Genomic DNA, 24,799 nt, shown 5'->3' with positions numbered 1-24,799 from the left:
GACTGACCCTCCTGTTCATGCCTTGGGGGCATTTGGGGGGCGCTGTCCCGAGTCGGGGGTTTGCATGGCTGTACTACTGTTGTAGTGCTTCTGTTTTAGTTCCGCGATCGACGATCGCCCTCCGGATCCGTCTAAACCCTGGTTGCACGGTTTGTGGTGCGTTCTGCGTCGCGGGTCTTTTTGCCGCGCCAGAAGAATTTCACCGGAGTGCCTTCAAAGCCCAATTCTTTACGGAAATGGCCCTCAATGTAGCGGCGATAGTTGTCGTTGAACCGGTGGGGATCGTTCACAAACAGGGCGATCGCTGGCGGTTGGCTGCTGACTTGGGTTCCGTAATAGATCTTGCCCTGCTTGCCTTGGCGGGTGGTTGGCGGCGAGTGCCAACGCAGCGCATCTTCCAACACCTCATTGATTGTGGCCGTGGAAACCCGGCGACGATGTTGCTCAGCGGCGCGATCGACCAATTCCAAAATTTTCGGGACTCGCTGACCGGTCACGGCACTGGTGAAAATCATTTCCGCCCAATCTAGGAAATAGAGACGGCTACGCAATTCCCGCTCATATTCATAGATTGAGGTGGAATCCTTATCCACCGCATCCCACTTATTCACCACCAAAACACAGGCTCGCCCATCATCGGTAATCCGGCCCGCCAGGCGCTGATCTTGTTCCGTGATGCCATCCAACACATCAATCACCAACAACACCACATCCGATCGACGGATGGCCTTGAAGGCCCGATTGATGCTAAAAAATTCTGGGCCGTAGTCGATCATTTTCTTGCGGCGAATCCCGGCGGTGTCGATCAACCGGTAGCGCTTGCCATTACGCTCCACCACCATGTCGATCGAGTCCCGAGTGGTTCCCGAAATGGGACTGACGATCGCCCGGTTTTCGCCCACAAAGGCGTTCAACAAACTGGACTTGCCCACATTCGGCCGCCCCACGATCGCAATGTTCAGCTCCGGTTCCTCCGGCAACTGATCCACAGGCGGCAGGTAGCGAAGCGCCGCATCCAACAAATCTCCCGTGCCGTTGCCGTGAATCCCCGACACCGCGAAGGGTTCACCCAATCCCAATTCCCAAAACAGACTCGCCTGAGCCAAGCCCTGATCCGGTGATTCACACTTGTTCACCGCCAGCAACACCGGCTTCGGTTGGCGACGCAACCAATCGGCAATTTCCCGATCGGCATCGGTGGGGCCTTGCTTCCCATCCACCACAAAAATCGCCACCGCCGCCTCCGACAGGGCCGCCATCGCCTGCTCGCGGATCAGGGGCAAAAACTCCGTGTCATCATCAAACACCAGCCCGCCCGTATCCACCACCAGGAAATCCCGATCGCCCCAGAATGCCGGCCGATAGGTGCGATCGCGCGTGATCCCCGGTTGGTCGAACACGATCGCTGATTGATCCCCCGCGAACCGATTCACCAGGGTCGATTTGCCCACGTTGGGCCGTCCCACGATCGCCACCACCGGAAGAGACATACGCCTCACCTACCGCTCTTTGTTCAAAACCAAACTAGTAATCATAGCGCGATTTGGAAGACGTAATTCACGATTAATTCAGGAATTCTTATAATTCAGGAATCCTTGGCCCATCACTCATGCTTGTGGCCATCGGGCATAATCGCCGCCGCCATCAGAGCGCCCTCAAAGGAAGCCGAGTAAAGATTCGCCCGGTGTAAATTGGCTCCTTCCAAATTTGCCCCATGGAACTTCGCTTCTCGCAAATTGGCCATGCTCAGGTTAGCCAACATTAAATTCGCCCCGGACACATCCACCTGGCTGAGGGTCACCTCCCGCAAATCTGCTTCCCGTAAAATGGCATCTCGCAGCGTTGCCATATACAAGTTGGCCCCAATGAGATTCGCCCCAATCAGGGTCGCCTCATCCAAATTGGCACTCATCAAGCTGGCCATGCAGAGGTTAGCCAAGCTGAGATTCGCCATGCGGATATTGGCGCAATATAGGTTGGCCCCCACCAAGTTGGCCAGACAGACGATCGCCAGGCTCAAATTAGCCTCCCGCAGGTTCGCCTCCCGCAGATCTGCCATGCCCAAGTTCGCTTCTCGCAAATCGCAGCGGCTGAGATCCGCCTCCCGCAGCTTAATTCCCTTCAGGTTGGCCGTGTAAAGACTGGCTTCCCGCAAATCAGCCCGGCTAAAGTCCGACTCCCGCACCACACTCATGCACAAATCCGCCCGTCGCAAGGTTGCCTCGCGAAAGTCCACATGACGCATCACCGATTCCCGCAGGTTCACCCCCGATAGGTTGGCCGTGTAGAGGTTGGTTTTGCGAAGGCTGGCCCGCTGCAAATTGGCCCCTTCCAAATTCGCCATACACAAATCCGCATGGCTGAGGTCAAATTGCTGCAAGTTAACTTTGCTGAGATCGGCTTCGCGGAGGTTGGGATAGACGTTGGGGTTGGCGCGTCGCCAGCGGTTCCAAACATCTGCACCTTGCTCGATCAGCACGAGGTGCTCGGGGTTTGCCATCCTGTTGACTCCGGCTCTGAGGACGATGCAGCAAGGTGCGACAGGGAACGAGAGGGGGTTGATCGACGAAATTGAATAGATCGACGAAGAAATTGAATGGTTCTGCCCATTGGACTAAGCATATCAAGGCAATGAAGCCGTTGAAAGGCAACCCAAGGTTGCCCCCGCCTCCCATCGCCCTGTGGTGATGAAAAAGTCTTCAAAGGCTTCCGTGAGCTAGCTGGCTTGACCCGATCGCCCCGCAAATTGGCCAGGAAAGTGGCTAAATCATCCGGATGGCCCTTGGGCGATCGAGCAATCAGTTTTTGAAAATAGATGCACCCCAATGCCAAATCCTCAGCTCCCAATGGGAATGGGGATTTTTTTTATGGGTTCGTTGGGTTTCTTGAAACTCGACAGGCTCAAGCTCAGCAGCCCTAGACTCGGAAGCCGTTGCATTAACCCTGAGCTTGAAAGCCCCAGACTCGGCAGGCTAAAACGCAACAGACTTGACCATTGAACCCGAGCAACCGGCAATCCGGCAATCCGTCGTAACTGCCCAATCGATCGGCAACATTCGCTACAATCATCAATCCAGATGCGTCCACTAGTCTGACCCAGTTCGTTGGTCATTTCGCTAGTTATTCATCATTTTATTCACTCACATACCGGAGACAGTCCCCTTGCTGACCCTCGGAGTCAATATTGACCACATTGCCACCATCCGCCAAGCCCGCCGCACCGTGGAGCCGGATCCGGTGGCCGCGGCTGTTTTGGCAGAATTGGGGGGTGCGGATGGGATTACGGTACACCTGCGCGAAGATCGCCGCCACATTCAAGAGCGCGATGTGCGTCTGTTGCGGCAAACGGTGCGCACCCATTTGAATTTGGAAATGGCGGCGACCGATGAAATGGTGGCGATCGCCCTGGATATCAAGCCGGATTACGTGACCCTCGTGCCTGAGCGGCGAGAAGAGGTGACCACTGAAGGCGGCCTGGACGTGGTGGGGGCGGTCGATCGGCTCGGAGATGTGGTGGAAGCTCTGCAAGATGCCCACGTTCCCGTCAGCCTGTTCATTGATGCCGACAGCAAGCAAATTGAAGCCTCTGCCAAAACGGGCGCGAAATTCATTGAGCTGCACACGGGTCGCTATGCGGAAGCCCACAGCCCCGAAGAGCGGCGCAAGGAGCTGGGAATTTTGGCCCAAGGCGCTTGGCGGGCCCGGGAGGCGGGCTTGCGGGTGAATGCGGGCCACGGCTTGACCTATTGGAACACCTACGAAGTGGCCTGCATTGACGGCATGGAAGAGCTAAACATTGGCCACACGATCGTCAGTCGGGCGGCGCTGGTGGGCATGGAGCGAGCGGTGCGCGAGATGAAGGAAATTTTGCAGCGGGCAGCGTTGGATATAAAGTTTCGTCGCTAGGGGTGCGATCGCCCAACGATTCGATCGCCAGGCCGCTAAAATGCAAAGTCGCTAGCACTTCCGTTGACTGCGCCTGTTTTCAAAATCCTTAAAATTCCTCTGGTAAACCTGCTACCTCTCCCCAAAACCGATGACCACCTATCACTTCTGTTTGGCTAGCCGTCATTTTCTCCTGGAAGAAGAACCCCTTGAAGAAGTGCTCAAGGAACGGACGCGCAACTATCACGAGCGGGAACAGGAAATTGACTTTTGGCTGGTGGAGCAACCGGCATTCCTGGAAGCTCCTGAGTTCAAGGAAATGAAGGAGCAATGCCCCCAACCGTCGGCGGCGATCATTTCCACCAACCCCACCTTCATCACCTGGTTGCGGTTACGGTTGGAATATGTGGCGACGGGCCAGTTTGAAGCGCCTTCTGAGTCGATTCCGGAACCGTTAAAGTCGTTGGCTCCCGTTTCGGCTAGCTAGTAGCGCGTCAAGCTTATTTTGATAGGTCGAGTTAGTCGAGTTAAATGACTGTTGCCGTCACCAACTCGTTAGGCAGCAAGGGGCTTAAGCCCCTTGTTACTACGAATGGCTTCGTGACTTTGACCCAATCGATTAAACCTGTCACGCTACTAGGCTCTGCACAAGCGACTACGATAACCAGCGCAAGGCTGAATACCCCCATTGGTCTTGGCCAGGGCTGTGCGTTGGGGAAGAGGGAGGATCCGCAGTCGGATCCTCCCTTTTGGTGCTGATCGGTGATTGCTGGCGTTGATCGGTGATTGCCAAATGTGGGGGAATTGGTTTTTAGGGGAAAGTCCGGTTTTTCACGATCGCTCGGGTTAGGCTTGGGAGACTGCACCCCAGATTCCATTCCTCAGAATCCACCCCCCTGAACCCAACCATCAGAATCTAACCCTCAAAACCATGTTGAAACAGCGGTTATGGCGGCCCCTGTGGCAATCCCTGGTGATCGGAACCAGCCTGGCGGCGATCGCGGCCGGTGGTCTGATTCCTGCGGCCCAAGCCCAAACTCGGGAAGACTTGCCCGAGTGCGAACCGCCCCAGTCCGGTGAATTTTTGCTGTTGGTGCGCCGGGCCAGCCGGGATGTGGAAGATCGGCTTTACACGGCGTTGCCCCAAAATGTGTCGGCGGAACCCTGTCGCTACGTGGGGGAAGCGGTGATGCGCTTGGAAGGGTTTCCCTCGTTGAACATTGCCAAGGCTTGGGCCGATTATGTGCGCGATCGCACGGGGTTGCAGGCTTTTGCGATCGAATCGCCCAGCGCGCGGGCGGCGGCGACCTTTCAGCCCACGGCATTAGGAAATGGCTATGCGGTGTTGGTGAATTATTTTGACGACCCGACGGTGGCTCGCGAGTTACGGGATTTTCTGAGCCGGGATGTGGGGTTAGCCAGCTATGCCGATCGCCCGTATCTGTTGGCATCGAGCAGCACGGACAGCAAGGCGGCGGGTGAGTTGATGCGCCGTTTGAGCGATCGGGGATTCACGGCCATGGTGGTGGACGGTCGGCAAGTGATGTTGCTGCGTCAGGCGATCGCCCTACCGGTCGATCGATAAACGCCCCAGGAGAGTTGTTTCAAATTTTCCGCAAACACTCCTCAAAAATTCCCCAAAAACACCTCCCAAAAATCCCGCAAAGTCCTTAACCCAAGAGCATCCCAGCCCTTTCGCCCAGCCATTCAACAAACCGTTATTCAAAATCACCCCAAAAACTTTGCCCCAACGCTGAACCTTTTTCGCTAGCCCCCTGTCCAAAGGAGCAATTCAACAGCATTGCGAGCATGGAGGGGCAAACAAGCCGCCAGCAGCAGTGTTTCTAGGATTTCTAGGTTTAAGGGCTGAATGCTGGGAAAGGCTCTCTATGCTCAATTGGGTCGCTGGCAAAGGACGGCGGTTTTGGCGGTGGCCACGGACGATCGCTCGATCGTGCAACGGGCCGCTGGTGGGGACGCGCGGGCCTTCCAGCATCTCTATCGCCAACACCAAGCTCGGGTACGCGCCACGCTCTATTCCCTCTGCGATGCGGATGGTTTAGATGATTTGGTGCAGGAGGTATTCCTGCGGGTTTGGCGAGGGTTGCCGCGTTTTCGAGGGTCGGCCAGCTTTTCCACTTGGCTTTATCGAATCACTTGGAATGTGGCCAGCGATCGGCGGCGGGAGTTGGCCAAAAACCGCGCCCGCCGCTTAGAACCGACGGCGGATCCTGACTTGTCGGAACGGGCGATCGAACAGGCGATCGATCCCCGAACCCAAGACAAGTCCCCCCTCAGCCAACTGCACTACCAAGACTTGGTTCAGCGATCGCTGGCCATCTTGGGGTTCGAGGCCAGGGCCGTGTTGGTGTTGTGTGATCTCGAAGATGTTTCGCAAAAGGAAGCGGCGGAAATTTTGGGAATTCCGGTGGGAACCGTCAAATCGCGGCTCTTTTACGCCCGGGCCCAAATTCGGCAGTTTTTGCAGCAACAGGGGGTGGAACTATGACCGATCGCCCATCCCACCCATCCGATGAGGCTAACGCTCAACCCCGCCCCGGTGGCAACCCCCGCCGGCCCGCCCAGCCGGCTGCCGGCCCTTCCGGTCAGGAGGATGTCAAATTGGTGAACTTCTTGCGCCAACATCGCCCCAGCCCACCACCCGCCGCCCCGGGTCTAGAGCGATCGCTGCTGTTGGAAATTGAGGCCAGCCAACTGCGGGCCGCCCGCCGCCATCGGCAATGGTGGTTAGGCAGTTTGGGGGCGATCGCGATCGGCTGTTGGGCCCTCTTCCAACCGGGCCCGGGAACTCAGGCCCCAGCCCCCAGCGTTGCGGAAGCCGATCTCGAAAGCTTCATCAACGAAACCTGGGGCATGACCCTCGCGCCCAGCAACGTCACCACCCAAACGGCCAGCACCGATGACTCGCTGCCCTGGAGTTTTGACCCCCACACCTGGGAAACGGAGCCGACCAAGCTGGTGAACCGATCGCTCTCAGCCATGGCGCTTCCCGATCAATGGACACCTTACCTCTAGCCCCTAATTAATCAGCATCTCTCAGGAGTTCGTCAGTTATGAAATTTTGGAACTTGAATCGCCTTCAGATCACCCTCATGGCCATGGCCGCCGTCGCCACCGTGGGAACTGCGGCCCTGGTGCCGCTGGCCAACGCCCAAGCGGGGCCCGATGATGATTGGATGTCGCAAATGGACGATCGCCCCGGCCCGGGCGGCCCCGGCGGCCCAGACGGTGGCCCTCCCGGTGGTCAACGGGGCGGTCGGGGTGGCCCCGGCGGCATGTTGCGCGACCTGAACTTGACCACCGAACAAACCCAAAAACTCGATCAAGTGCGCGAACAATTCCGCAGCCGCATGGATCAACAAAGAACCGCGATCGACACCGTTCGCCAAGAGATGGGCCGCCTGATGGCCGGCAGCGCCAGCGCCGACCAACTGCGCCAACAGCACAACCGCTTGCAGGCGGAAATGCAAAAAATGGGTGATTTGCGCTTTGAAAGCATGTTGGCCATGCGGGAAATTTTGACCCCGGCCCAGCGGCAACAATTGGCTCAACGGATGCAGGAGCGCGGGCCCGGCCGGCGACATGGCGGCCCCGACGGCCAGGGTGGGCCCGGCGGTCGAGATCGGCAAGGGCAACCTAATAATCAAGGTGGTCAGGGCTGGAATCGGCAAGGACAACCCAATAACCAAGGGCAGCCTAATAACCAACGGCCACAATAGAGCCGCAATAGGTTGGTGTTCTCCAATTGATTCCTCAAAGCAATTTTTCTAGGGAAATGACTAGGGAAATTGCTAGGAATTGCTCAGAGAGTTTCCCAAAGGTTTTTTGGTTATTTTCCCAGCACCAGCCAACTTCCCAGCGTTAGCCAACGCTGCAACCCAATAGCCGTGTAGGATCGCCTGTCCTGCGCGGTTTTCTGCTGCGAATTTTCTGCTGCGAATCTATTAAAAATTTGGTGAACATTTGACCAATCAGGGCGATCACAATGTTGGGATCGTAACTGTGGTGATCACGGCGATCATGCTGCCCGTTTGCTGTTTTTCCTTGGCTTGGATCCAGATGCGCTATCTCTACCTGCACGGTTTTGCTTCGGGCCCCAGTTCATTCAAGGCCAGGGCTTTGACCGATCGATTCCAACAACATCAAATCACCCTTGAAATTCCCGACTTTAATGAGGGGGGATTCACCGGACTGACCCTCAGCCGCCAAATTCAGCAAGTGCAAGCCCTGATTAACCAAACACCGGAGGAACCGATCGGGCTGATTGGTTCGAGCTTTGGTGGCTTGACGGCCCTGTGGCTGGCGGAACAATGCCCCCAGGTGCAACGGTTGGGGCTGTTGGCTCCGGCCTTGGGATTTCCCCAAAGTTGGCACGATCGCCTGTCGCCGGATCAGTTAGATCAATGGCAAAGGAGCGGCCAGTTGATGGTTTATCACTACACGGCGGGGAAAGAGCTGCCCTTGGGGTTGGGCTTTTGGGAAGATGCCCAGCGCTATGATCAGTCCAAGCTTCAGCGGGTGTTGCCAACGGTGATTTTGCATGGGCGGGCCGATCGCACGGTGTCGATCGAGCTGAGTCAGCAGTGGGCAGCGAGCCATCCTTGGGTGGAGTTGATCGAACTGGAAACGGATCACGGCATGGGCGACGCGATCGAGCCAATTTGGCAAACGATCGAGCGATTTTTTCAGCTCCTCAACCCTCCCCAAGCACTCCATTAGTTTTGGGCTGAATAGTTTTGGGCCGAATAGTTTTGGGCCAAATCATTGCGGAAATCACGAGCAAGATAGCCAGCATGGTCATCACCAGCAGTCGAGACGAGATCGCTTGGCAACGGTTACGGGATGGTTTGCGGCCGGGCCAGCGGGAAATTGCTGACTGGGCGGGTGGGCCCTTGGCGGTTTCGGCTGTGCCGGGCGCGGGCAAGTCCACGGGCATGGCCCGAGCAGCAGCCCTAACGATCGCCCGGTTCCAGTTGGACGCGCGCCGCCAATTGGCCGTGGTGACCTTTACCCGATCGGCCGCGGCCCACCTGAAGGCCAAAATTCGCGAATCCCTGCAAATATTGGGCCTCCCGCGCCAGGGATTCACGGTGCAAACCCTTCATGGGCTGGCCTTGCAAATTGCCGGACGCAATCCGGAGCTGTCGGGCATGGAGCGCGACCGCACCCTGGTGTCTCCCGATCGCCAGCACCGACTAATTGCCAATGCCGTGGATGATTGGATTACCCAAAACCCATCTCTTTACGGGCTGTTGCTGGAGGGGTTGGAATTTGACGGGGAAGAGGCGGAACGGTTGCGGCGACTGTCCGTGTTGCGAACAGATTTGTTACCGGAGTTGATGCTAACGGTGGTGCGCGAGGCCAAAAGCTCGGGTCTGAAACCCGCAGATTTGCAGCACATGGGCCAAGCACCGGAGCTGACCGCCGATCGCTACCCGGGTTTGGCGATCGCGGCGGGTCTCTACGAAGCCTATGAAGCCCAACTGCAACGGCGCAATGCGATCGACTATGACGACATGATTTTGGCGGCCTTGCGGGTTTTGGCGGATCCAGAGGCGGCTAGTCTCTGGCGATCTCGCATCTTTGCGGTGTTTGAGGACGAAGCGCAGGATTCCTCGCCCCTGCAAGCGCGGCTGTTGGAACAATTGGCGATCGACCCGGCCACGAATGCGGTGAACTTGGTGCGGGTGGGCGATCCCAATCAGGCGATTAACTCCTCCTTCACGCCGGCCGACCCGGTATTCTTTCGGCGGTTTTGCGAAGCCTGTCGATCGCAGGGACGGTTTGCCCAAATGGATCGATCGGGACGCAGCAGCCTGATCATTCTGGAAGCGGCCAACGTCCTGGTGCAGTGGACGAACGATCGGGAATTTCCCCGCCTCACCCAACAGATTGGCACTCGATCGGCCCTGCCACCCTTTGAGTTGCAATGCATTCAACCAGCAGAACCCAACGACCCCCAGCCGAACGCCAACCCAACGCCGCTCGGATTGGGGCTGGAGTTGGTGCGGCCCGCCGATATTCACCAATCGATCGCCCAAATTGGCCAACGGGCGATCGACCTGTGGGCCAAGGCCCCCGATCTCAGCTTGGCGGTTTTGGTGCGCACCAATGATCAGGGGCGCTGGGTGGCCAAATCCTTGGGCGATCGATTTGGCGATCGGCTCAATCTTTACGAAGTGGGAGCCAGCGATCGCCAATCCCACGTGCCCGGGGAAATGTTGACCCTGTTGCAATTTCTCGATCGGCCCCACTCACCCCAATACCTGAAGGCCCTGCTGCGGGTTTTGGTCGATCGACAACGAATCCCCACCCAAGACCTGGACAGCCTGGCCGCCCAGCCCGAACAGTTTCTCTATCCGGGGCCATTGGATCCACCCTTGGCAGAACCGGCCCGCCAGGCCCGGCGCATTTGTGCTGGCATTTTGGCCGCCCGGCTGCATTTGCCCCACTATGCCCTCCTGTCCTTTTTGGCCATGACCTTGGGCTACGATCGCGCCGAGCTGGCCACCACCGACAAATTGATCGAAACCCTCGTGCAGCGCGATCGGGGTGACCAACGGCTAGAAACCACCCTGAACAACCTCGCTGAAATTGTCAGTAACGAAACCTTCGCCCCCGTCGAAGCCGAGGAGTTGCCCGAGTCTCCCTACACCCGCCCCGGCCAGCTCACCATCATCACCGCCCACAAAGCCAAGGGCCTCGACTGGGATGGGGTCTTTTTGCCCTTCCTCCACAGCGACTATTTCAGCACCGAAGCGCGTGTGCCTTTGCAAATGGAGTTTTTGGGGGCATTTAACTTGGGCGACTGTTTACGGGCCCAAATTCGCGATCGGGTGCATGGAGCCGCCAAACTTCCCCCGATCGCGATCGCCACCCACCAAGCCCGTTGGTTAAAAGTGGCCGAAGAATATCGCCTGCTTTACGTGGCCATGACCCGGGCGAAGCGACTGCTGTGGATGGCGGCCGAACAACAGGCTCCCTTCACCTGGAACAAGCCCGAAAACCTCACCACCAAAACGCCCTGCCCTGCATTTTTGGCTTTAGAGACAGATTTTCCCGAATGCAAGCGATCGGCTCCCTAGCTCAACCGCAACCAACAACCGCAACCAACAACCGCAACCAATAACCGCAACCAGCAATAGAAAAGGGACTGGCCGAAACCAATCCCTTTTCCAAAAACCCTTTTCAGAGTTGTTTGCCAGAGCACTTTGCAGCAGCAAATCTAGAGAGTCTTGAGACCGGATCTAAACTCCGCTGCTTCACTCCGCTGATTTAGACTCCGCCAGCATTGATCACGATTCGGCGTTGAAACCGAATGCAGCAACCAGAGCAGGAGGGGCTAATTTACCACAGACCTTGAATCGGGCCCGAGGGAACCATCGGCGCAGAAGGAGCCACGAACGGACGTTGCTCAACCACCACGTCACGGCACTGACGATCCATGCTCACGGGGGTGGCGCGGCCGATGAACTGACGGCACACGGCCTTGCCGGAAGCATTCAGCACAATATCGCGCGACAGCTCTTGGCCGTCCTTGTTGTAGATGAACACTTCGTTACCGGTCAGGTCACGAATCAACACAGGGCCAGCCTTCATGCACTCTTGCACTTCGCGCGACCAAGCTTGGAAACGCGAGTTGCAGATGCCCCGGTGAATATCGAGGTCTTCGAAGGTAATTTTGTTGTCGCTGTTGCAATCACCAAATTGGTGAATCTTGTAGCGATCGGTGATCGGGGTGCTGGTGGTGATGCTGCTCTCTTTCTTCATCGAGAGGTCGATCGGGAACTCAAAGCTCTTGCGCAGAGCTGCACCGGTCGGATCGGTCACCACGCGCAGGCGAGGGCCATCGTAGTAGGTTCCATAGACCACCTCTTGAGCAAGGCTTTGCTCGTGGTAGTCAACTTTGATGTGGGGGTTCAACGCAGGCGCAGCTTGGGCCACCGTAGGCACGCTAGCCGCCACCAGGGAAACCAAGCCCCAAAATGCTTTCGATTTCATAGGTGCTGTGGGTCTTTCTCGTCGGTTGGAAACGAGCATACCGCTTTGGCGGCAGCCCGCAGGGTCGGTGGTGCGGAGCTTCCAATTACTCTAACAGATTGCCTGAAGTTGACCAGCTAACAAAAACGGCAGGCGCGGGGCCTGCCGTTGAATTTCGTCGTTACCGAAGGGGCTGAATTCCTGAGCGATCGGCCCCTAAGGGGGAAATGGGTCGATCGCCTAGGCCTCTTGCAGCAGCGTTACTTCACCGTTGCGAACTTGCCAAGCAAAGGTCAGCAGCTTGAACCAGCGTTTTTGTACCTGTTTGGGGGTGCAGCCGATCGCCTTGCCAATGGTTTTTTCGTCTTTTTGAGCTTGCTTCAGTTGCACTAGTTGCTGTTGCTCGGGGGTCAGTTCCTCCCAAAACAAGGTCCACAGCGCACCGGACATCCCTAGGCGATCGTCCACATCGGCCCCGAGCCACTGGTGAACCAATTCCCAGTTGTGCATCCGGGAAAAGCGCTCCACATGATACTTAAACCGTTGTTGCAAATAGTCCCGCTGGCGAGGGCTGAGGCCCAACACTTCGTCAATTTCCGGGGCAGACAGGTCTTGCATTTTCAGGGCCAGGTAATCCACGCAGTCGTGGTGACCTTGGTTGCGCAAATAGTCCACCAGTTCGTTCAAGATTCGATCGCGCAGGACAGCTTCCGCCGGGTCGATCGCCTCCGAAACCATCTGCTCGCGCACTTGCTGCACGGCGCTGCTGCGGGCATATTGTTCAGCCTCTTCGCCTTTGCCCCCTTCCACGGCCAATTCCATGTCGATCGCTACTTCCGGCGGTTGGCGACGGGCAAAGCTTTTCGCCCGCAGCACAATCAATTGTTGGTTGCGGCAACCGGGCAGGGAAATGCGGCGCTTGGCATATTGCTCCGCGAAGGAGAGATATTCAGCCAACTCCAGCCGGGTGCGCGGTTGGTAGGTCTCAAGCAAGTCGTTTTCCCGCCGAAAAGCCCGCAGGGATTCGATGTAAAACGCTTGCATGAAATCTTCAATCAGGGTGTAGCGAGCCTGGAAGCTCAGTTCCGCTTGGGCCGGAGCAATGTAGCGATAGACCATGGCGCTGAGGGTGCTGTGCAGTTCCACTCGGCCACGCTCGGAGCCGCGCTTATAGTAAGCCAGGCATTTTTGGAGCCGGTGACGAGCCAAGGACAGGGCCCAATCGTCCACTTGACCGGAAGCTTGGATGCGATCGCTCTTTTGGCAAACACGGCTGACTTCGTTCAGGATGCGCTCAACTGTGGCGATCGCGCGGGTGGGCATTTGCCCCACCGAATTCATCACCTCATCCAACAACATCTGTACTTGGGCGCTGGCATCGGCGGGGGCTGGCACAAGGCTGAGGGCAACGGTCGCGGCGGGAACGGGGCTGGAAGGGCGGCGGACTTGGGGGGCGGTGGCCAGTTGAGCGTTCACGATTCTTACCTCAGGATGCACAACACAACGGTGACGACGAAGGTTGTCGGGGAAGCGCTTGGGAGGTGCGTTTCTCTTGACAGCTTCACTCTACGGAGCTAGCCCCATTGCCGATCGCGCGTCTGTGTCACTGGCTCGATCGCAATCGGCCCCCTGTTTCGGGGCGATCGACCATCGCAGACACCTAAAACGCCCAAGAGCAGACGGGATAAAGCTTGTGGCGATCTGTTTCCGAGACCATCCAGCTTGGCAACCGCCCCTGAAACCGTCGCTTTCCTCAGCCAGTTGACCAACCGGATCGAAACAGCGCATTTTTGAGGATGGGGTTGCGGATTTGCCGGGTTGCACAATCCTCCCTGCCAATGTTTCGGGCAAGGGGGCGAGGATCCGGATCTGCGCCGCCGAATCCTGGAGTATTCAAGCCAAGAGCCGCTCGATCGCCGTGGTTCAAAGTGTTATGCGCTCAGAGGATGCCGGAATCGTCAAAAATTCCCCGAAGTTTTCCGACCGCCTCGCAGACCCCAAACAGCAGCATTCAAAATTTCTTGAGCAATTCGCTTGACAAACCCTAGCTGCGGCGATTATCTTAGTTTCCGCGTTGGACGCACATTCCTCAGTAGCTCAGCGGTAGAGCGGTCGACTGTTAATCGATTGGTCACAGGTTCGAATCCTGTCTGGGGAGTTTCTAAAATTTCGAGCGCCGTAGGGGTTGGGTCTCCCAACCCTGACTTGGGCGATCGCCACAACCCTGTCCACCCCTGGGAACACCCAAGGGTCACGGGAACTGGGCGGGGAGACCCCGGAACTGGGCGGGGAGACCCCGCCCCTACGATTGATTGGTTTGAAGAACGAGGTCATCAGGGTTTCAGGCGATTTGATGACAGGCCCTAAGCCCCTTGCCCCGAGGCCCAGCAATCGCAACGGCTAACTGGGGCGAACCTGTCGATCGCGGATCAGGTTCATGAAAAAATCCTCCAGGGAAGGGCGCTGAAGGTTCAGGCTCAGCACTTGGGCTTGGGCCTGGTCGATCGCCCGCAGAAACTCAGCCGGATCGCCCTTCAGCAAACCACGCCAGTGATCGCCCTGAAAATCCGCCTCCGTCAGCCACGACGCGATCGCCTCCGGTGTCCCCCCTCGGCCCACAACACGATAGGTACTGCTGGGGCCCAGTAGTTCATCCAGAGATCCCACACAGAGCAACTCCCCCTGAGCCAAGATAGCCACCCGATCGCACACTTGCTCCACATCGGAGAGGATGTGGCTATTGAAAAAAATCGTTTTGCCGCGCTCCTTCAGAGTCAGCACAATTTCTCGAAACTGATGCCGCCCGATCGGGTCAAGGCCCGACATTGGCTCATCCAGAAAAATCACCTCCGGATCATTGATCAGCGCTTGGGCCATACCCACCCGCTGCAACATGCCTTTGGAATATTGCTTCATCAGTTTTTTGCGGGCCGCCGTTTCGGACAGTTGCACCCAATCAAGCAGTTCCACGATCCGCTTTTGGGCAACGGCACGCGGAATTTGAAACAGGGCCGCCGCCTGCTCCAAATATTCCCAACCGGTGAGGTGGTCATAGAAATAGGCATTTTCCGGCAAATAGCCCACCCGCTGCTTCACGGCTCGATCGCCCAAGGGCCGCCCCAGCACCGTGCCGCTCCCGGCCGTTGGGTTAGCAATTCCCAGCAGAATTTTGAGCAGGGTGGTTTTGCCCGCCCCGTTGGGCCCCAACAGGCCAAAGGTCTCGCCCGATCGCACCGCCAAGGACACGCCCCGCAACGTGGTGACCAATTGATTGAGCCAAAAACCAGTGCGGTAGGTTTTGCGAATGTTGTGGGCTTCAACAATCCAGGATTCCAGTTCCATAGCAACGCAGCAAGGTTAATGCAGCAAGGTCGGTACAGCAAGATCAATCCAGCACAGGTCGATCAAAACGGGATGCATCCAGATCCAAGCCAATGCATCAATTTTGTCGCATTTGTCGCAATCCCCATTGTGCTGTTCATGAACCCTGTGGGTGTGGGTTTTGCATTGGGCCGGCAGACGATCGCCCTTGGCCCGGCGAGCCTTAGACTGAAGAATACACAAGGCCCCGGTTGGGCCCATGATTCGGGACACTGAGACTTTCAGCACCCCAGCCAACTCGGTCAATTCCGAAAATACCGCGAAAACACCCTAAACCTTGCGAGGAACCCCCATGACCCGATCGAAGTGGGTAGCCATTGCCACTGGCGCAATTTCGTTGCTGTTGGGGGCAATTTATCTGATTGTGGTGCAGATCTTAGACAGCCGAGAAATGGTTCCAGCGCCCATTTTGGAATGGTTGCCTATGGGGTTTTAGGGCGCTTTATTCATCCAAACTTCAGTCATCCCAAGCTCAATCACTCAAAATTCAGTTCATTCAAATCATTCAAAAATTCAACAATCATCATGACTTCTGAAATGTCTTTAGAAGCGCCTATCAAGCCAGGTTCCTTGCGCGATCGACTGCATCCCACCATTACCGCCGTTGCCAACGCGATCGAGCAAATTTGGCAATCGGAATTGACCCTGGAACCCTACCAGATGCCCGAGGATTTGGGGTATGTGGAAGGAACCCTAGAAGGCGAAAAGTTAATTATTGAAAATCGCTGCTACCAAACTCGCGAATTTCGCAAAATTCACCTGGAATTGGCGCAAGTGGGCAGCGCTTTGGATATTTTGCATTGTGTCATGTTCCCTCGATCGACCTTTGCTCTGCCCATGTTTGGGTCTGATTTGGTGGCCGGACGGGGACAACTGAGCATGGCGATCGCGGACTTGTCACCCGTGATGGACGATCGCGCCTTGCCCAGCCCCTATGACCAAGCCCTCAGCGCCTTGCCGGAATTGGTTTTCAGCCAAGAACGAACATTCCCCAGTTGGGGCACTATTTTTTCCGCTCACTGCTTGTTTGTGCGGCCCGAAAATGCCCAGGAAGAAGCACAAATTGTGACCCGCATTGGTGACTTTTTACGGCTGCATTGTCAACAGGCGATTGCCCTTTCTCCCACAGAAGATGCCGCTGAAATTGCCGCCATTGAAATGGGTCAGCGGCGCTATTGCCAACAACAACTGCAAAACGATAAAACCCGCCGCGTGTTGGAAAAAGCCTTTGGAGCCGATTGGGCCGATCGCTACATGACCACTGTTCTTTTTGACGTTGTATAGGACGTGATATAGCCTGCGATCGGCTAAAGATTGGCTGAATATCGGCTGAATATCGGCTGAAGTAGGCGCAGGTTTGCCCAACCTAGACTGGACTCGCTGAACTGGACTCGCTGAACTGGATGTTTCGTTAACCCATACTTCAGTCCAAAGTTGAGCTAATTGCCCGAAAGTCAGTCCCTTGAATCCATCTTCACCCTGTGCCCAGTTGCCCTCAGCATCTGGGTTCAGTTGTTTGGGGCGATCGCCTGATTCGTCAACGGGCCGGAAGCCAACCCAAAAGCTTCCCAGGAGCATGGGCTGAAGGGCAATACCGGAGGAACCCGCGCGATCGAACCAGCACCCCAACGGATTCTGGCCAGGTTGCCGGATCGGCGGGGATCAATTGGTAAAAGTAAGCGATTCATCATAGCTATCCCCTAGATGCCTCGATGAATGACTTCCATGGCTTGCTCTTTTAGGGGCCTTGAACCGGGGCTTATTTTCTGTCTATGCCTTCGATCAATGTGCCAACATCAGCTTCTTTTCGATCACGGTTTTCTAGTCAAAAAAGACCGCTATTTATTGAAATTGAATCGTTTTCCCTGAAAACTTTCTGAAATTTCACCCAACTTAGATCGAGTCCACAGGGGAAAGTCCCAATTTGCATCTCGTCTTAGACCAATTCAATGCACTTCTTGAGATTTTCTTCATAAAACCGATGAATGCGTCTACTTTTGCATGTTTTTAAAGAAAACTTATAAAATTTTAGGGGATCAGAGCTTTCTCAAGAGTTTTTACATTTTTTTAAATTTCCATACAGGTTGTGACAATCTTCGCCACAATACAATCAGCGTTCATTGCTTTAAATTTGCGAAAAATCTCACAACCAACCATTGGTCAAGCTTCAATCTAGCTTTCTCAATCGATTTATAGGAGGATAGTTTTACATTCAAAGCCGTTACATTCAAAGCAGCACTGAGAAATGATGAGTCGAGAACCACCAACCTTGGTTAACTCGGTAATCCTTCCCATTTTCAATCCGCTCATCCTTTAACCCAAAGACTCACAGCGATCGTGATGGATGGAGATTAGCATCATTTCTCAATGCATCTTTGATCTGTTTTGATCGGTTTAAAGGTGCTGAAAAGATACCGTTGGGTTCATTTTCTTTGATTTCGATCTCGACTTGATCCGATTGCGACTCAATTTCTTACTTAATCTTTTTAGACTCCCATCATTGGCATTGACCAGTGAGACTTGATTGTTTTAACAACAATCTGCGCAATGCTTCCATTTCTTCTCAGCTCTAAACCATGCATGATATCGCGCAAAGCCCTGCTATCCATACACTCCTCAGCAAGATGCCAGGGGTTGCTTATCAGCTCCTAATGGATCGTGATGGCCGATTGTCATTTCTATTTATTAGCGAAAGCTGCCATCGACTATTTGGTCTTTCGGCAGAGGCGATTATGACCGATAGTCACTGTTTGTTGTCGCGCATTCATAGCCGCGATCGCCGGGCTTTTCACCGATCGCTCCAAGCAGCCGCCCGCAATCGATCGTCCTGGTTTTGGCAAGGGCGATTTGATGGTCATCAACATCAAGAATGTTGGGTTTATGCCACCTCAGAACCGGAGCTATTGGCGGATGGTTCGATTTTGTGGCACGGCACTTTGATGGAGGTGAATTCCTTCAAACAAGCAGAATCTCGCCTCAAGCGATCGCGCAAAACCGTACACAAGGATCGGATGCGCTATCGCTACGCCCTGGATAGCACCAGCGAGGCGGTGGCGTTGGTTGATACGGAGGGGCAACCGATTTATCACAACGGGGCTTTTGCGCGGTTGTTCCAGGTGGATGAGCTATCGACGCTGGTGGCGGCGGGGGGCATGGCGAGTCTTTACGCCCAACCGCAAACTTGGCAGGCGATCTATGACTTGGCGCGATCGGATCGCTCTTGGGTGGGCGAGGTGACCATGAAAAGCACCCGTGGGCAAATGCTGACGATTTTTTTGCGAGTCAGCCCCATCCATGATGCAGATGGTTCCTACATGGGTTGTGTCAGTTTGTTTTCGGATGTGACCCTGAAGCGGCAGGCGGATCAAGAACGCCGTCAACTGGCCGCGCTGGTGGAAAACAGCCCGAATCTCATTGGCATCACCAGCCTGGATGGCGAAGTTTTATATATGAACGGGGCGGGCTTGGCCCTGGTGGGGTTGCCTAATTTATTGGCGGCTCAAAATCACCAGCTCATGGACTTTTTCGCGGTGGAAGATCGCCCGATCGCGGCTGGACTCATTCACCCGATCGCCCTTCGGGACGGCACTTGGAGCGGGGCTTTTCGGCTGTGGAATCTGCAAGCCCAAAGTTATATTCCCGTTGATTACACCATTTTCGTCATTCGCCATCCCCAAACGAATGATCCCCTCTGTTTGGGGGTCATTGCTCGGGATGCGAGCGATCGGGAAGCGGTGGAAGTGGCCTTGCGGGAATCGGAAATGCGGTTGCGGCAACAGGCCAAAGATCTAGAAGAAACCATTAGTGAATTGCGCCACACGCAGGCTCAACTGATCCAACAGGAGAAGATGTCGAGCTTGGGCCAATTGGTGGCGGGTGTGGCCCATGAAATCAATAACCCCGTGAACTTTATCTATGGCAATTTGGATCACGCCAAACGATATGCCATTGATTTGCTCGATTTGATTTTGCTTTGTCGGGAATATTTTGACTTTGAAGCAATTCAGCCGATCGCTGAGCATCTAGAAGACATTGATTTTGAATATCTCAGTCAGGACTTACCTAAACTATTTACTTCCATGAAAATGGGAGCCGATCGGATTAAAGCCATTATTAAATCCCTGCGAACCTTCTCGCGAATGGATGAATCAGAACTGAAAGAAGTGAATCTGCACGATGATTTGGAAAGTACTCTGACCATTTTGAATCATCGATTGCGGGGCAGCGATAAACATCCCCCCACGCAGGTGATTCGCAACTATGGGCATCTGAATTTGGTGGAATGCCACCCGGGCCAACTCAATCAGGTGTTTATTAATATTTTGGCCAATTCTTTGGATGCGTTAGAAGATCGCTATCAGGTTGAGGGGAGGAATTTTCAGCCGCAAATTGTGATTTCCACTCGCCCAATTTTGGATAACCATTGGGTACAAATTTCCATTTCGGACAATGGAGCGGGGATCCCAGAGTCCATCCGAGCGCAGCTATTTGATCCGTTTTTCACCACAAAAGCAGTCGGCCGGGGAACGGGGCTGGGATTATCCATTAGCTATCAGGTGGTGACGGAGCGACATCATGGCCGCCTGCTGTGCGAGTCCCAGGAGGGATTAGGCAGCACTTTCACGATCGAGATTCCCACCCGCCAATCGAGCTACCCCAGCCGGGGCCCGGAACGACGCTCCACGGCGATCGCCCATCGATCTCCCCAAAACGGTTCCGCCACTTCCTCCACTCCACCGATCGCGGCTTCGCCTTCGGTGCTCAGCACCCGCCCGGAGTCCTCGTCGGATTGAGTTCTGGGCTGGGTGCTGATGGGGTGAGGGTTGATTCAGAGGCCGGGTTAGGCCAGACATCCAGGGGTTAGATCACGGCAATCAGAATCTAGTGGGATTCCGAAGGGCTGAGGGCATAGACATCCGGCGATCGGCCCAAGGCGAACCGGATCGATCGCCCCACGGACTTGCTCGACAGGGTGATAAACATCATCAACGCCACCAAAGCCAACCCAGAGGCGATCGCGAACAACACTCGATAGCCCAAGGCATCGGACACGGCCCCCAAACCGGGCCCAGCGATCGCAATGCCCAAATCAAACCCCAGCAACACCAGGGAAAAACTGCGGCCGCGCTCGTGGGCAGGAACCCGATCGGACACCAGGGCCACAATCGAGGGAATCAGCAACCCAGCCCCCAGCCCTTCGAGCAAGGCGGCCACGATGAATCCCGCCACGGATTCCGCCTGGGCCAACAAGCCCATGGACACCACATAACAAACCAAGCTGAGGGTGATGAACGCACCGCGGCCCAGGCGATCGGACTGTTTACCCGCTAAAAATCGGGCGCTGAAGCTGGCCACGGCGGCGGCGGTGTAGAACAGGCCGGGAATCAGGGCCACGCGGCTCTCCACAATCAAGAGCGGCACAAAGGTGCTGAGCGTACCAAATACCAGCCCGATCGTCAGCATCACCAGGGCTGGAGTCCGCAGAGCGGGCGTGGCCAGCTTGGCCCAAAAACGCTCTGAACTGTCGGATGAGCTGGCGGCAGGATCCTCCGCTGGGGGAGCTGTTTCTTGAATAAAGCTCATCCCGATCGTGGCGGCCGTCCCAAAGCTGGCGGCCACAATGAAGGTGGGCCAAAAGCCATAGACCGTTTGCAAATAGCTGCCCAGGGCCGGGCCGATCGCCACGCCCACCGGCTGAGTTAGGGTCATGTAGCCAATTAGCTCCCCCTTTCGCTCCGGAGGAGACAAATCCACCACCAAAGCGCTGTAGCCGGTGGTGAAGGCGGCAATGCTCAGGCCATGAAAAATGCGCACCAACATCAAGAGGGGAACGGAGGTGACCAAGCCGTAGCCGATCGGGGCGATCGCCGCCACCACGGTTCCCAACAGCAACACCCGCCGCCGGCCTTGGAGATCGGCCAACTGGCCCAACTGCGGGCGCGACAACAACAGCCCGATCGCGAAGGCTCCCATCACAAGCCCCACTTGGCTATCGTTGCCGCCCGTTTGACGCACATATAAGGACAGCACCGGCAGTTGCGAGGCCATGCTGCACCAAAACAGGAAGGCCGCCCCCGCTAAAAACAACAAATTCCGCCGACTGTGGGCCGGCAGCGATCGAAACAGCGATAACACGGCAACTTCAGGTGCTTACACGCTGGCGATAGGACTGATCATTGTAGCGAATGTGACAAAAATGCAATGAAGCGCCACTTGGCCCCAGGCCGCGATCGCCCCTTGGCAAAGTCTTTTGATGTCAACGTCTTTTCACAGCTTCCCCGCAAACCGATCGGCCTGTGAATCCGGTGTCGCTCAACCACCGCCAAGCCATTACTCAAGCCATTAATGCGGATTAGCTGCGGATTAGCTGCTGCTGATCAACTTGATCAGGTTGATCAACTTGATTAACCGTTGACTAGCCCACTTCTTCCCGAATTCGATAAATCGGCCGGCCCTGGGATTCGTGGTAGGTGCGCATGGTCAACTCCGACAACAGACCAAAGCAGAAGAATTGAAAACCCGCCAGCAACAACACAGTGGCAATGGTCAACAGGGGGCGATCGCCAATAGCCTGGGCCAAAAAGACTTTGATTGCAATCAAATAGAGAAACAGGACTCCCCCGATCGCAATTAGCCCCAACCCCAGGGGGCCAAACACATGCATCGGCCGGGTCAGAAATTTTTTCATGAACCAAATGGTCAGCAGATCCATCACGACCCGGATCGTGCGGCCCAGGCCATATTTACTTTGGCCAAACTGGCGGGCATGGTGACGCACAGGAATTTCTGTGATTCTGGCCCCTTCCATGAAGGCCAAGGCGGGCAAAAATCGGTGTAATTCGCCGTAAAGGTTCATATCAGCCAGCAATTCAGCGCGGTAGGCCTTAAGCGAGCAGCCATAGTCCCGCACACGCACACCCGTAACCCGGCGAATGATGGCGTTGGCAATCCGCGAGGGCAACAGTCGGGTCATGGCCGCATCTTGGCGCTTGACCCGCCAACCGGTCACCAGGTCATAGCCCTCGTTGAGTTTCTCCAGCAGGGCCGGGATGTCTTGGGGGTCGTTTTGCAAATCCGCATCCAGGGTCACGATCGTGTGGCCCAGGGAGCGATCGAACCCCGCAGCCATGGCCGCCGTTTGACCATAATTACGTCGCAAAATCACTGATCGTAGGTTGGGGCGCTCGATCGCCGCCTGCTTCAGCCAATCGCCGGAACCATCCCGCGACCCATCATCCACACAAACAATCTCGTAGCGATCGCCCGTTGGTTCCATCGCCGCCGTAATGGCATCCAGCAGATGGGGCAGGCTTTCAATTTCATTGTGGATGGGCACAACGATCGAGATGTCGGGGCGATCATCCAAGGGCAACTCAGACCCAGGAATCGATCGAGCCGGAGAAGAGATCATGGGGGCATCCTTAGGGAATCGGCCTTGCGCCTCAGCGGACGCTTGCAAAAGAATATCGCGATCGCACCCCCCGTGATACCCTAGTCAAGCTCTCTAAAACGCACATCCAGCGTTTCGGGTGTTTTGTCGGTTGCCAAAGAGCCGAAGCCAAGGTCGCAAACCCTGAGCTAGTCAGCCTTTCGCCTTCTGCAAAATCGCTCGCTGGATGGAGGATAAACCCGAATATCAGGAGAAATCGCCAACCATGGCAGTCGTATCCCTTACCCAAATGCTCGATGCTGGTGTTCACTTTGGACACCAGGCTAGCCGCTGGAACCCCAAGATGTCGCCCTACATCTTCGCGGCTCGCAACGGCGTGCATATCATTGACCTGGTGCAAACCGCCCAGTGCATGGAATATGCCTATCAATTTCTGCGCGAAGCCTCCGAGCAAGGCAAGCGCGTGCTGTTTGTGGGCACCAAGCGCCAAGCTGCTGGCATCGTGGCCCAAGAGGCTAGCCGTTGCGGCAGTTTCTATGTGAACCAGCGTTGGTTGGGCGGGATGCTCACCAACTGGACCACGATCAAGAGCCGGGCCGATCGGCTGAAGGAACTGGAGCGCCGCGAAGAAACCGGCGGTCTTGACCTGCTGCCCAAGAAGGAAGCTTCGGTGCTGCGCCGCGAAATGGCCAAGCTGCAAAAGTACCTGAACGGCATTAAGCACATGCGCAAGCTGCCCGACATCGTGGTCATGGTTGACCAACGTCGGGAATACAACGCGGTGCAAGAGTGCGTGAAGCTGGGGATCCCGATCGTGGCGCTGCTGGACACCAACTGCGATCCCGATACGGTGGATGTGCCCATTCCCGCCAACGACGACGCAATTCGATCGATCAAGCTGATCATCGGCAAGCTGGCCGATGCGATCTATGAAGGTCGCCACGGTCAATTGGATAGCGAAGACGAAGCCTTCGACGAAGAGTACGACTACGACGCAGAAGAGTACGAAGAAGAAGAAAGCACCGAAGCCTAAGGTCTGTCTTCAAGACTTGTCCTCGGATCGGCAAAATTCTGATTCTTCCGCTGCGAGATCCGAAGAAGTCAGGCGTTGAAATCACTGCTTGAGCCACTGTCTGGATCGATCGGCCAGGTCGCAAGGGTCGGCGCTGGTCGATCGAGCCGGATCAAACACCGCCAGATTTTGGCTCACCAGACCTTGGCTCACCAAGCTTTGGCTCAATTAACTGTCCTAATTTCCGTCGCTTCTTCGGCTCATTCGTCTCGGTTCAGCTCAGCACATTTTCAGCTCAGTTCATTAAGTTGATGTCGATCGGGCGAGCCGGGTTAGGGCAAGCTTAACCCCGTCCTGACTCGTCAGGTTTTACAATCAACGGCAAATAACTGCTGCACAGTTCACGACAACGCTTGCAAACGCTTAGGTAACGAGGGCCCCATGGCAGAGATTTCGGCAAAGCTGGTTAAAGACCTGCGCGAACGTACCGGCGCGGGCATGATGGACTGCAAAAAAGCCCTGGCAGAAAACAACGGCGACATCGAAAAGGCCACCGAATGGCTGCGCCAAAAGGGCATCGCCTCCGCTGGCAAGAAAGCGGGCCGCGTTGCCGCTGAAGGGCTGGTTGATGCATACATCCACACCGGCGGTCGGATCGGCGTGCTGGTGGAAGTGAACTGCGAAACGGACTTTGTGGCCAAGCGCGATGAGTTCCGGGAGCTGGTGCGCAACATTGCCATGCAAATTGCCGCTTGTCCGAATGTGGAGTTCATTTCGACTTCGGAAATTTCTGAGGCAGTGGTGGCCCGCGAAAAGGCGATCGAAATGGGTCGCGAAGACCTGGCCGGCAAGCCCGAGCAACTGAAAGAAAAGATTGTTGATGGTCGGATTAAGAAGCGTCTGGAAGAGCTGTGCTTGCTGCCTCAGCCGTTCATCCGCGACCAAAGCAAGACCGTGGAAGAACTGATCAAGGAATCGATCGCGAAGATTGGGGAAAACATCCAAGTTCGTCGTTTCCAGCGCTTTGTGTTGGGTGAAGGCATCGAGAAGCGAGAAAGCAACTTCGCTGAGGAAGTGGCTGCCCAAACCGGCAACAAATAGGACGGCTGGGGCTGGATGGCCCATCCGAT

At 55.8% G+C, this 24,799-nt stretch carries 20 protein-coding genes and 1 tRNA gene; 14 read left to right on the top strand and 7 right to left on the bottom strand.

What is annotated here, in order from left to right; genetic code table 11:
- Positions 1–131 precede the first annotated feature (131 nt).
- A complete protein-coding gene (der, locus tag H6G52_RS01970; protein ID WP_099533003.1) occupies positions 132–1,490 on the bottom strand; it encodes a ribosome biogenesis GTPase Der in 1,359 nt (452 codons plus the stop codon).
- Positions 1,491–1,603: 113 nt separating this feature from the next.
- Entirely contained in the window at positions 1,604–2,500 is an 897-nt protein-coding gene (locus tag H6G52_RS01965) for a pentapeptide repeat-containing protein (protein ID WP_099533004.1), read from the bottom strand.
- Positions 2,501–3,162: 662 nt separating this feature from the next.
- Between H6G52_RS01965 and H6G52_RS01960 the strand changes: the two genes are divergently transcribed.
- The 8 genes from H6G52_RS01960 to H6G52_RS01925 all read left to right on the top strand — a co-directional run bounded on the left by H6G52_RS01960 (position 3,163) and on the right by H6G52_RS01925 (position 10,991).
- A complete protein-coding gene (locus H6G52_RS01960) occupies positions 3,163–3,906 on the top strand; it encodes a pyridoxine 5'-phosphate synthase (RefSeq protein ID WP_190526057.1) in 744 nt (247 codons plus the stop codon).
- A 130-nt stretch (positions 3,907–4,036) separates the two neighbouring features.
- Positions 4,037–4,372, top strand: coding sequence for an MgPME-cyclase complex family protein (locus H6G52_RS01955; RefSeq protein WP_190526054.1), 336 nt, complete (start codon positions 4,037–4,039; stop codon positions 4,370–4,372).
- Positions 4,373–4,816: 444 nt separating this feature from the next.
- Entirely contained in the window at positions 4,817–5,470 is a 654-nt protein-coding gene (locus tag H6G52_RS01950; protein WP_190526046.1) for a hypothetical protein, read from the top strand.
- A 285-nt stretch (positions 5,471–5,755) separates the two neighbouring features.
- Positions 5,756–6,394, top strand: coding sequence for a sigma-70 family RNA polymerase sigma factor (locus H6G52_RS01945; RefSeq protein WP_099533008.1), 639 nt, complete (start codon positions 5,756–5,758; stop codon positions 6,392–6,394).
- The gene (locus tag H6G52_RS01940) at positions 6,391–6,921 is read left to right on the top strand and encodes a hypothetical protein (protein ID WP_190526044.1); all 531 of its coding nucleotides are present in this window, start codon (positions 6,391–6,393) and stop codon (positions 6,919–6,921) included. Before H6G52_RS01945 ends, H6G52_RS01940 begins: the two co-directional genes overlap by 4 nt.
- A gap of 38 nt (positions 6,922–6,959) precedes the next feature.
- On the top strand, positions 6,960–7,625 hold the full coding sequence (locus tag H6G52_RS01935; RefSeq protein WP_190353880.1) for a Spy/CpxP family protein refolding chaperone: 666 nt from the start codon (positions 6,960–6,962) through the stop codon (positions 7,623–7,625).
- A gap of 283 nt (positions 7,626–7,908) precedes the next feature.
- The gene (locus H6G52_RS01930) at positions 7,909–8,625 is read left to right on the top strand and encodes a YqiA/YcfP family alpha/beta fold hydrolase (protein ID WP_370567656.1); all 717 of its coding nucleotides are present in this window, start codon (positions 7,909–7,911) and stop codon (positions 8,623–8,625) included.
- Between the two features lie 74 nt (positions 8,626–8,699).
- Positions 8,700–10,991, top strand: coding sequence for an ATP-dependent helicase (locus H6G52_RS01925; protein WP_190526042.1), 2,292 nt, complete (start codon positions 8,700–8,702; stop codon positions 10,989–10,991).
- A 262-nt stretch (positions 10,992–11,253) separates the two neighbouring features.
- Here the strand turns inward: H6G52_RS01925 and H6G52_RS01920 are convergent, their stop codons facing one another.
- On the bottom strand, positions 11,254–11,907 hold the full coding sequence (locus H6G52_RS01920) for a hypothetical protein (protein WP_190526040.1): 654 nt from the start codon (positions 11,905–11,907) through the stop codon (positions 11,254–11,256).
- Between the two features lie 219 nt (positions 11,908–12,126).
- On the bottom strand, positions 12,127–13,362 hold the full coding sequence (locus H6G52_RS01915; protein WP_347343084.1) for a HetZ-related protein: 1,236 nt from the start codon (positions 13,360–13,362) through the stop codon (positions 12,127–12,129).
- A 610-nt stretch (positions 13,363–13,972) separates the two neighbouring features.
- On the opposite strand from H6G52_RS01915, the gene H6G52_RS01910 reads away from it, so the two are divergent.
- Positions 13,973–14,044: transfer RNA gene (locus H6G52_RS01910), tRNA-Asn, on the top strand.
- A gap of 242 nt (positions 14,045–14,286) precedes the next feature.
- On the opposite strand, the gene H6G52_RS01905 is transcribed toward H6G52_RS01910, so the two are convergent.
- A complete protein-coding gene (locus H6G52_RS01905; RefSeq protein WP_190353884.1) occupies positions 14,287–15,228 on the bottom strand; it encodes an ABC transporter ATP-binding protein in 942 nt (313 codons plus the stop codon).
- Between the two features lie 331 nt (positions 15,229–15,559).
- Between H6G52_RS01905 and H6G52_RS01900 the strand changes: the two genes are divergently transcribed.
- From H6G52_RS01900 to H6G52_RS01890, 3 genes are all read left to right on the top strand, one after another.
- Positions 15,560–15,703 (top strand): hypothetical protein, encoded by a 144-nt coding sequence (locus H6G52_RS01900; RefSeq protein ID WP_099533016.1) that lies wholly within the window; start codon positions 15,560–15,562, stop codon positions 15,701–15,703.
- A gap of 89 nt (positions 15,704–15,792) precedes the next feature.
- The gene (locus tag H6G52_RS01895) at positions 15,793–16,551 is read left to right on the top strand and encodes a phycocyanobilin:ferredoxin oxidoreductase (protein ID WP_242026114.1); all 759 of its coding nucleotides are present in this window, start codon (positions 15,793–15,795) and stop codon (positions 16,549–16,551) included.
- 1,292 nt (positions 16,552–17,843) lie between these two features.
- Positions 17,844–20,060, top strand: coding sequence for an ATP-binding protein (locus H6G52_RS01890; protein ID WP_370567655.1), 2,217 nt, complete (start codon positions 17,844–17,846; stop codon positions 20,058–20,060).
- A gap of 88 nt (positions 20,061–20,148) precedes the next feature.
- Here the strand turns inward: H6G52_RS01890 and H6G52_RS01885 are convergent, their stop codons facing one another.
- Positions 20,149–21,402, bottom strand: a complete 1,254-nt coding sequence (locus H6G52_RS01885) for an MFS transporter (RefSeq protein ID WP_370567654.1) — start codon at positions 21,400–21,402, stop codon at positions 20,149–20,151.
- 280 nt (positions 21,403–21,682) lie between these two features.
- A complete protein-coding gene (locus H6G52_RS01880) occupies positions 21,683–22,678 on the bottom strand; it encodes a glycosyltransferase (protein WP_190353886.1) in 996 nt (331 codons plus the stop codon).
- Between the two features lie 244 nt (positions 22,679–22,922).
- On the opposite strand from H6G52_RS01880, the gene rpsB reads away from it, so the two are divergent.
- Both rpsB and tsf read left to right on the top strand, forming a co-directional pair.
- Entirely contained in the window at positions 22,923–23,690 is a 768-nt protein-coding gene (rpsB, locus tag H6G52_RS01875; RefSeq protein WP_099533040.1) for a 30S ribosomal protein S2, read from the top strand.
- Between the two features lie 420 nt (positions 23,691–24,110).
- Positions 24,111–24,770, top strand: coding sequence for a translation elongation factor Ts (gene tsf, locus H6G52_RS01870; protein WP_099533020.1), 660 nt, complete (start codon positions 24,111–24,113; stop codon positions 24,768–24,770).
- Positions 24,771–24,799: the final 29 nt, after the last annotated feature.

Origin of the sequence: Limnothrix sp. FACHB-881 (assembly GCF_014698135.1) — a bacterium.
GTDB lineage: Bacteria > Cyanobacteriota > Cyanobacteriia > CACIAM-69d > CACIAM-69d > CACIAM-69d.
This window is presented reverse-complemented; position numbering and strand designations above follow the sequence as displayed.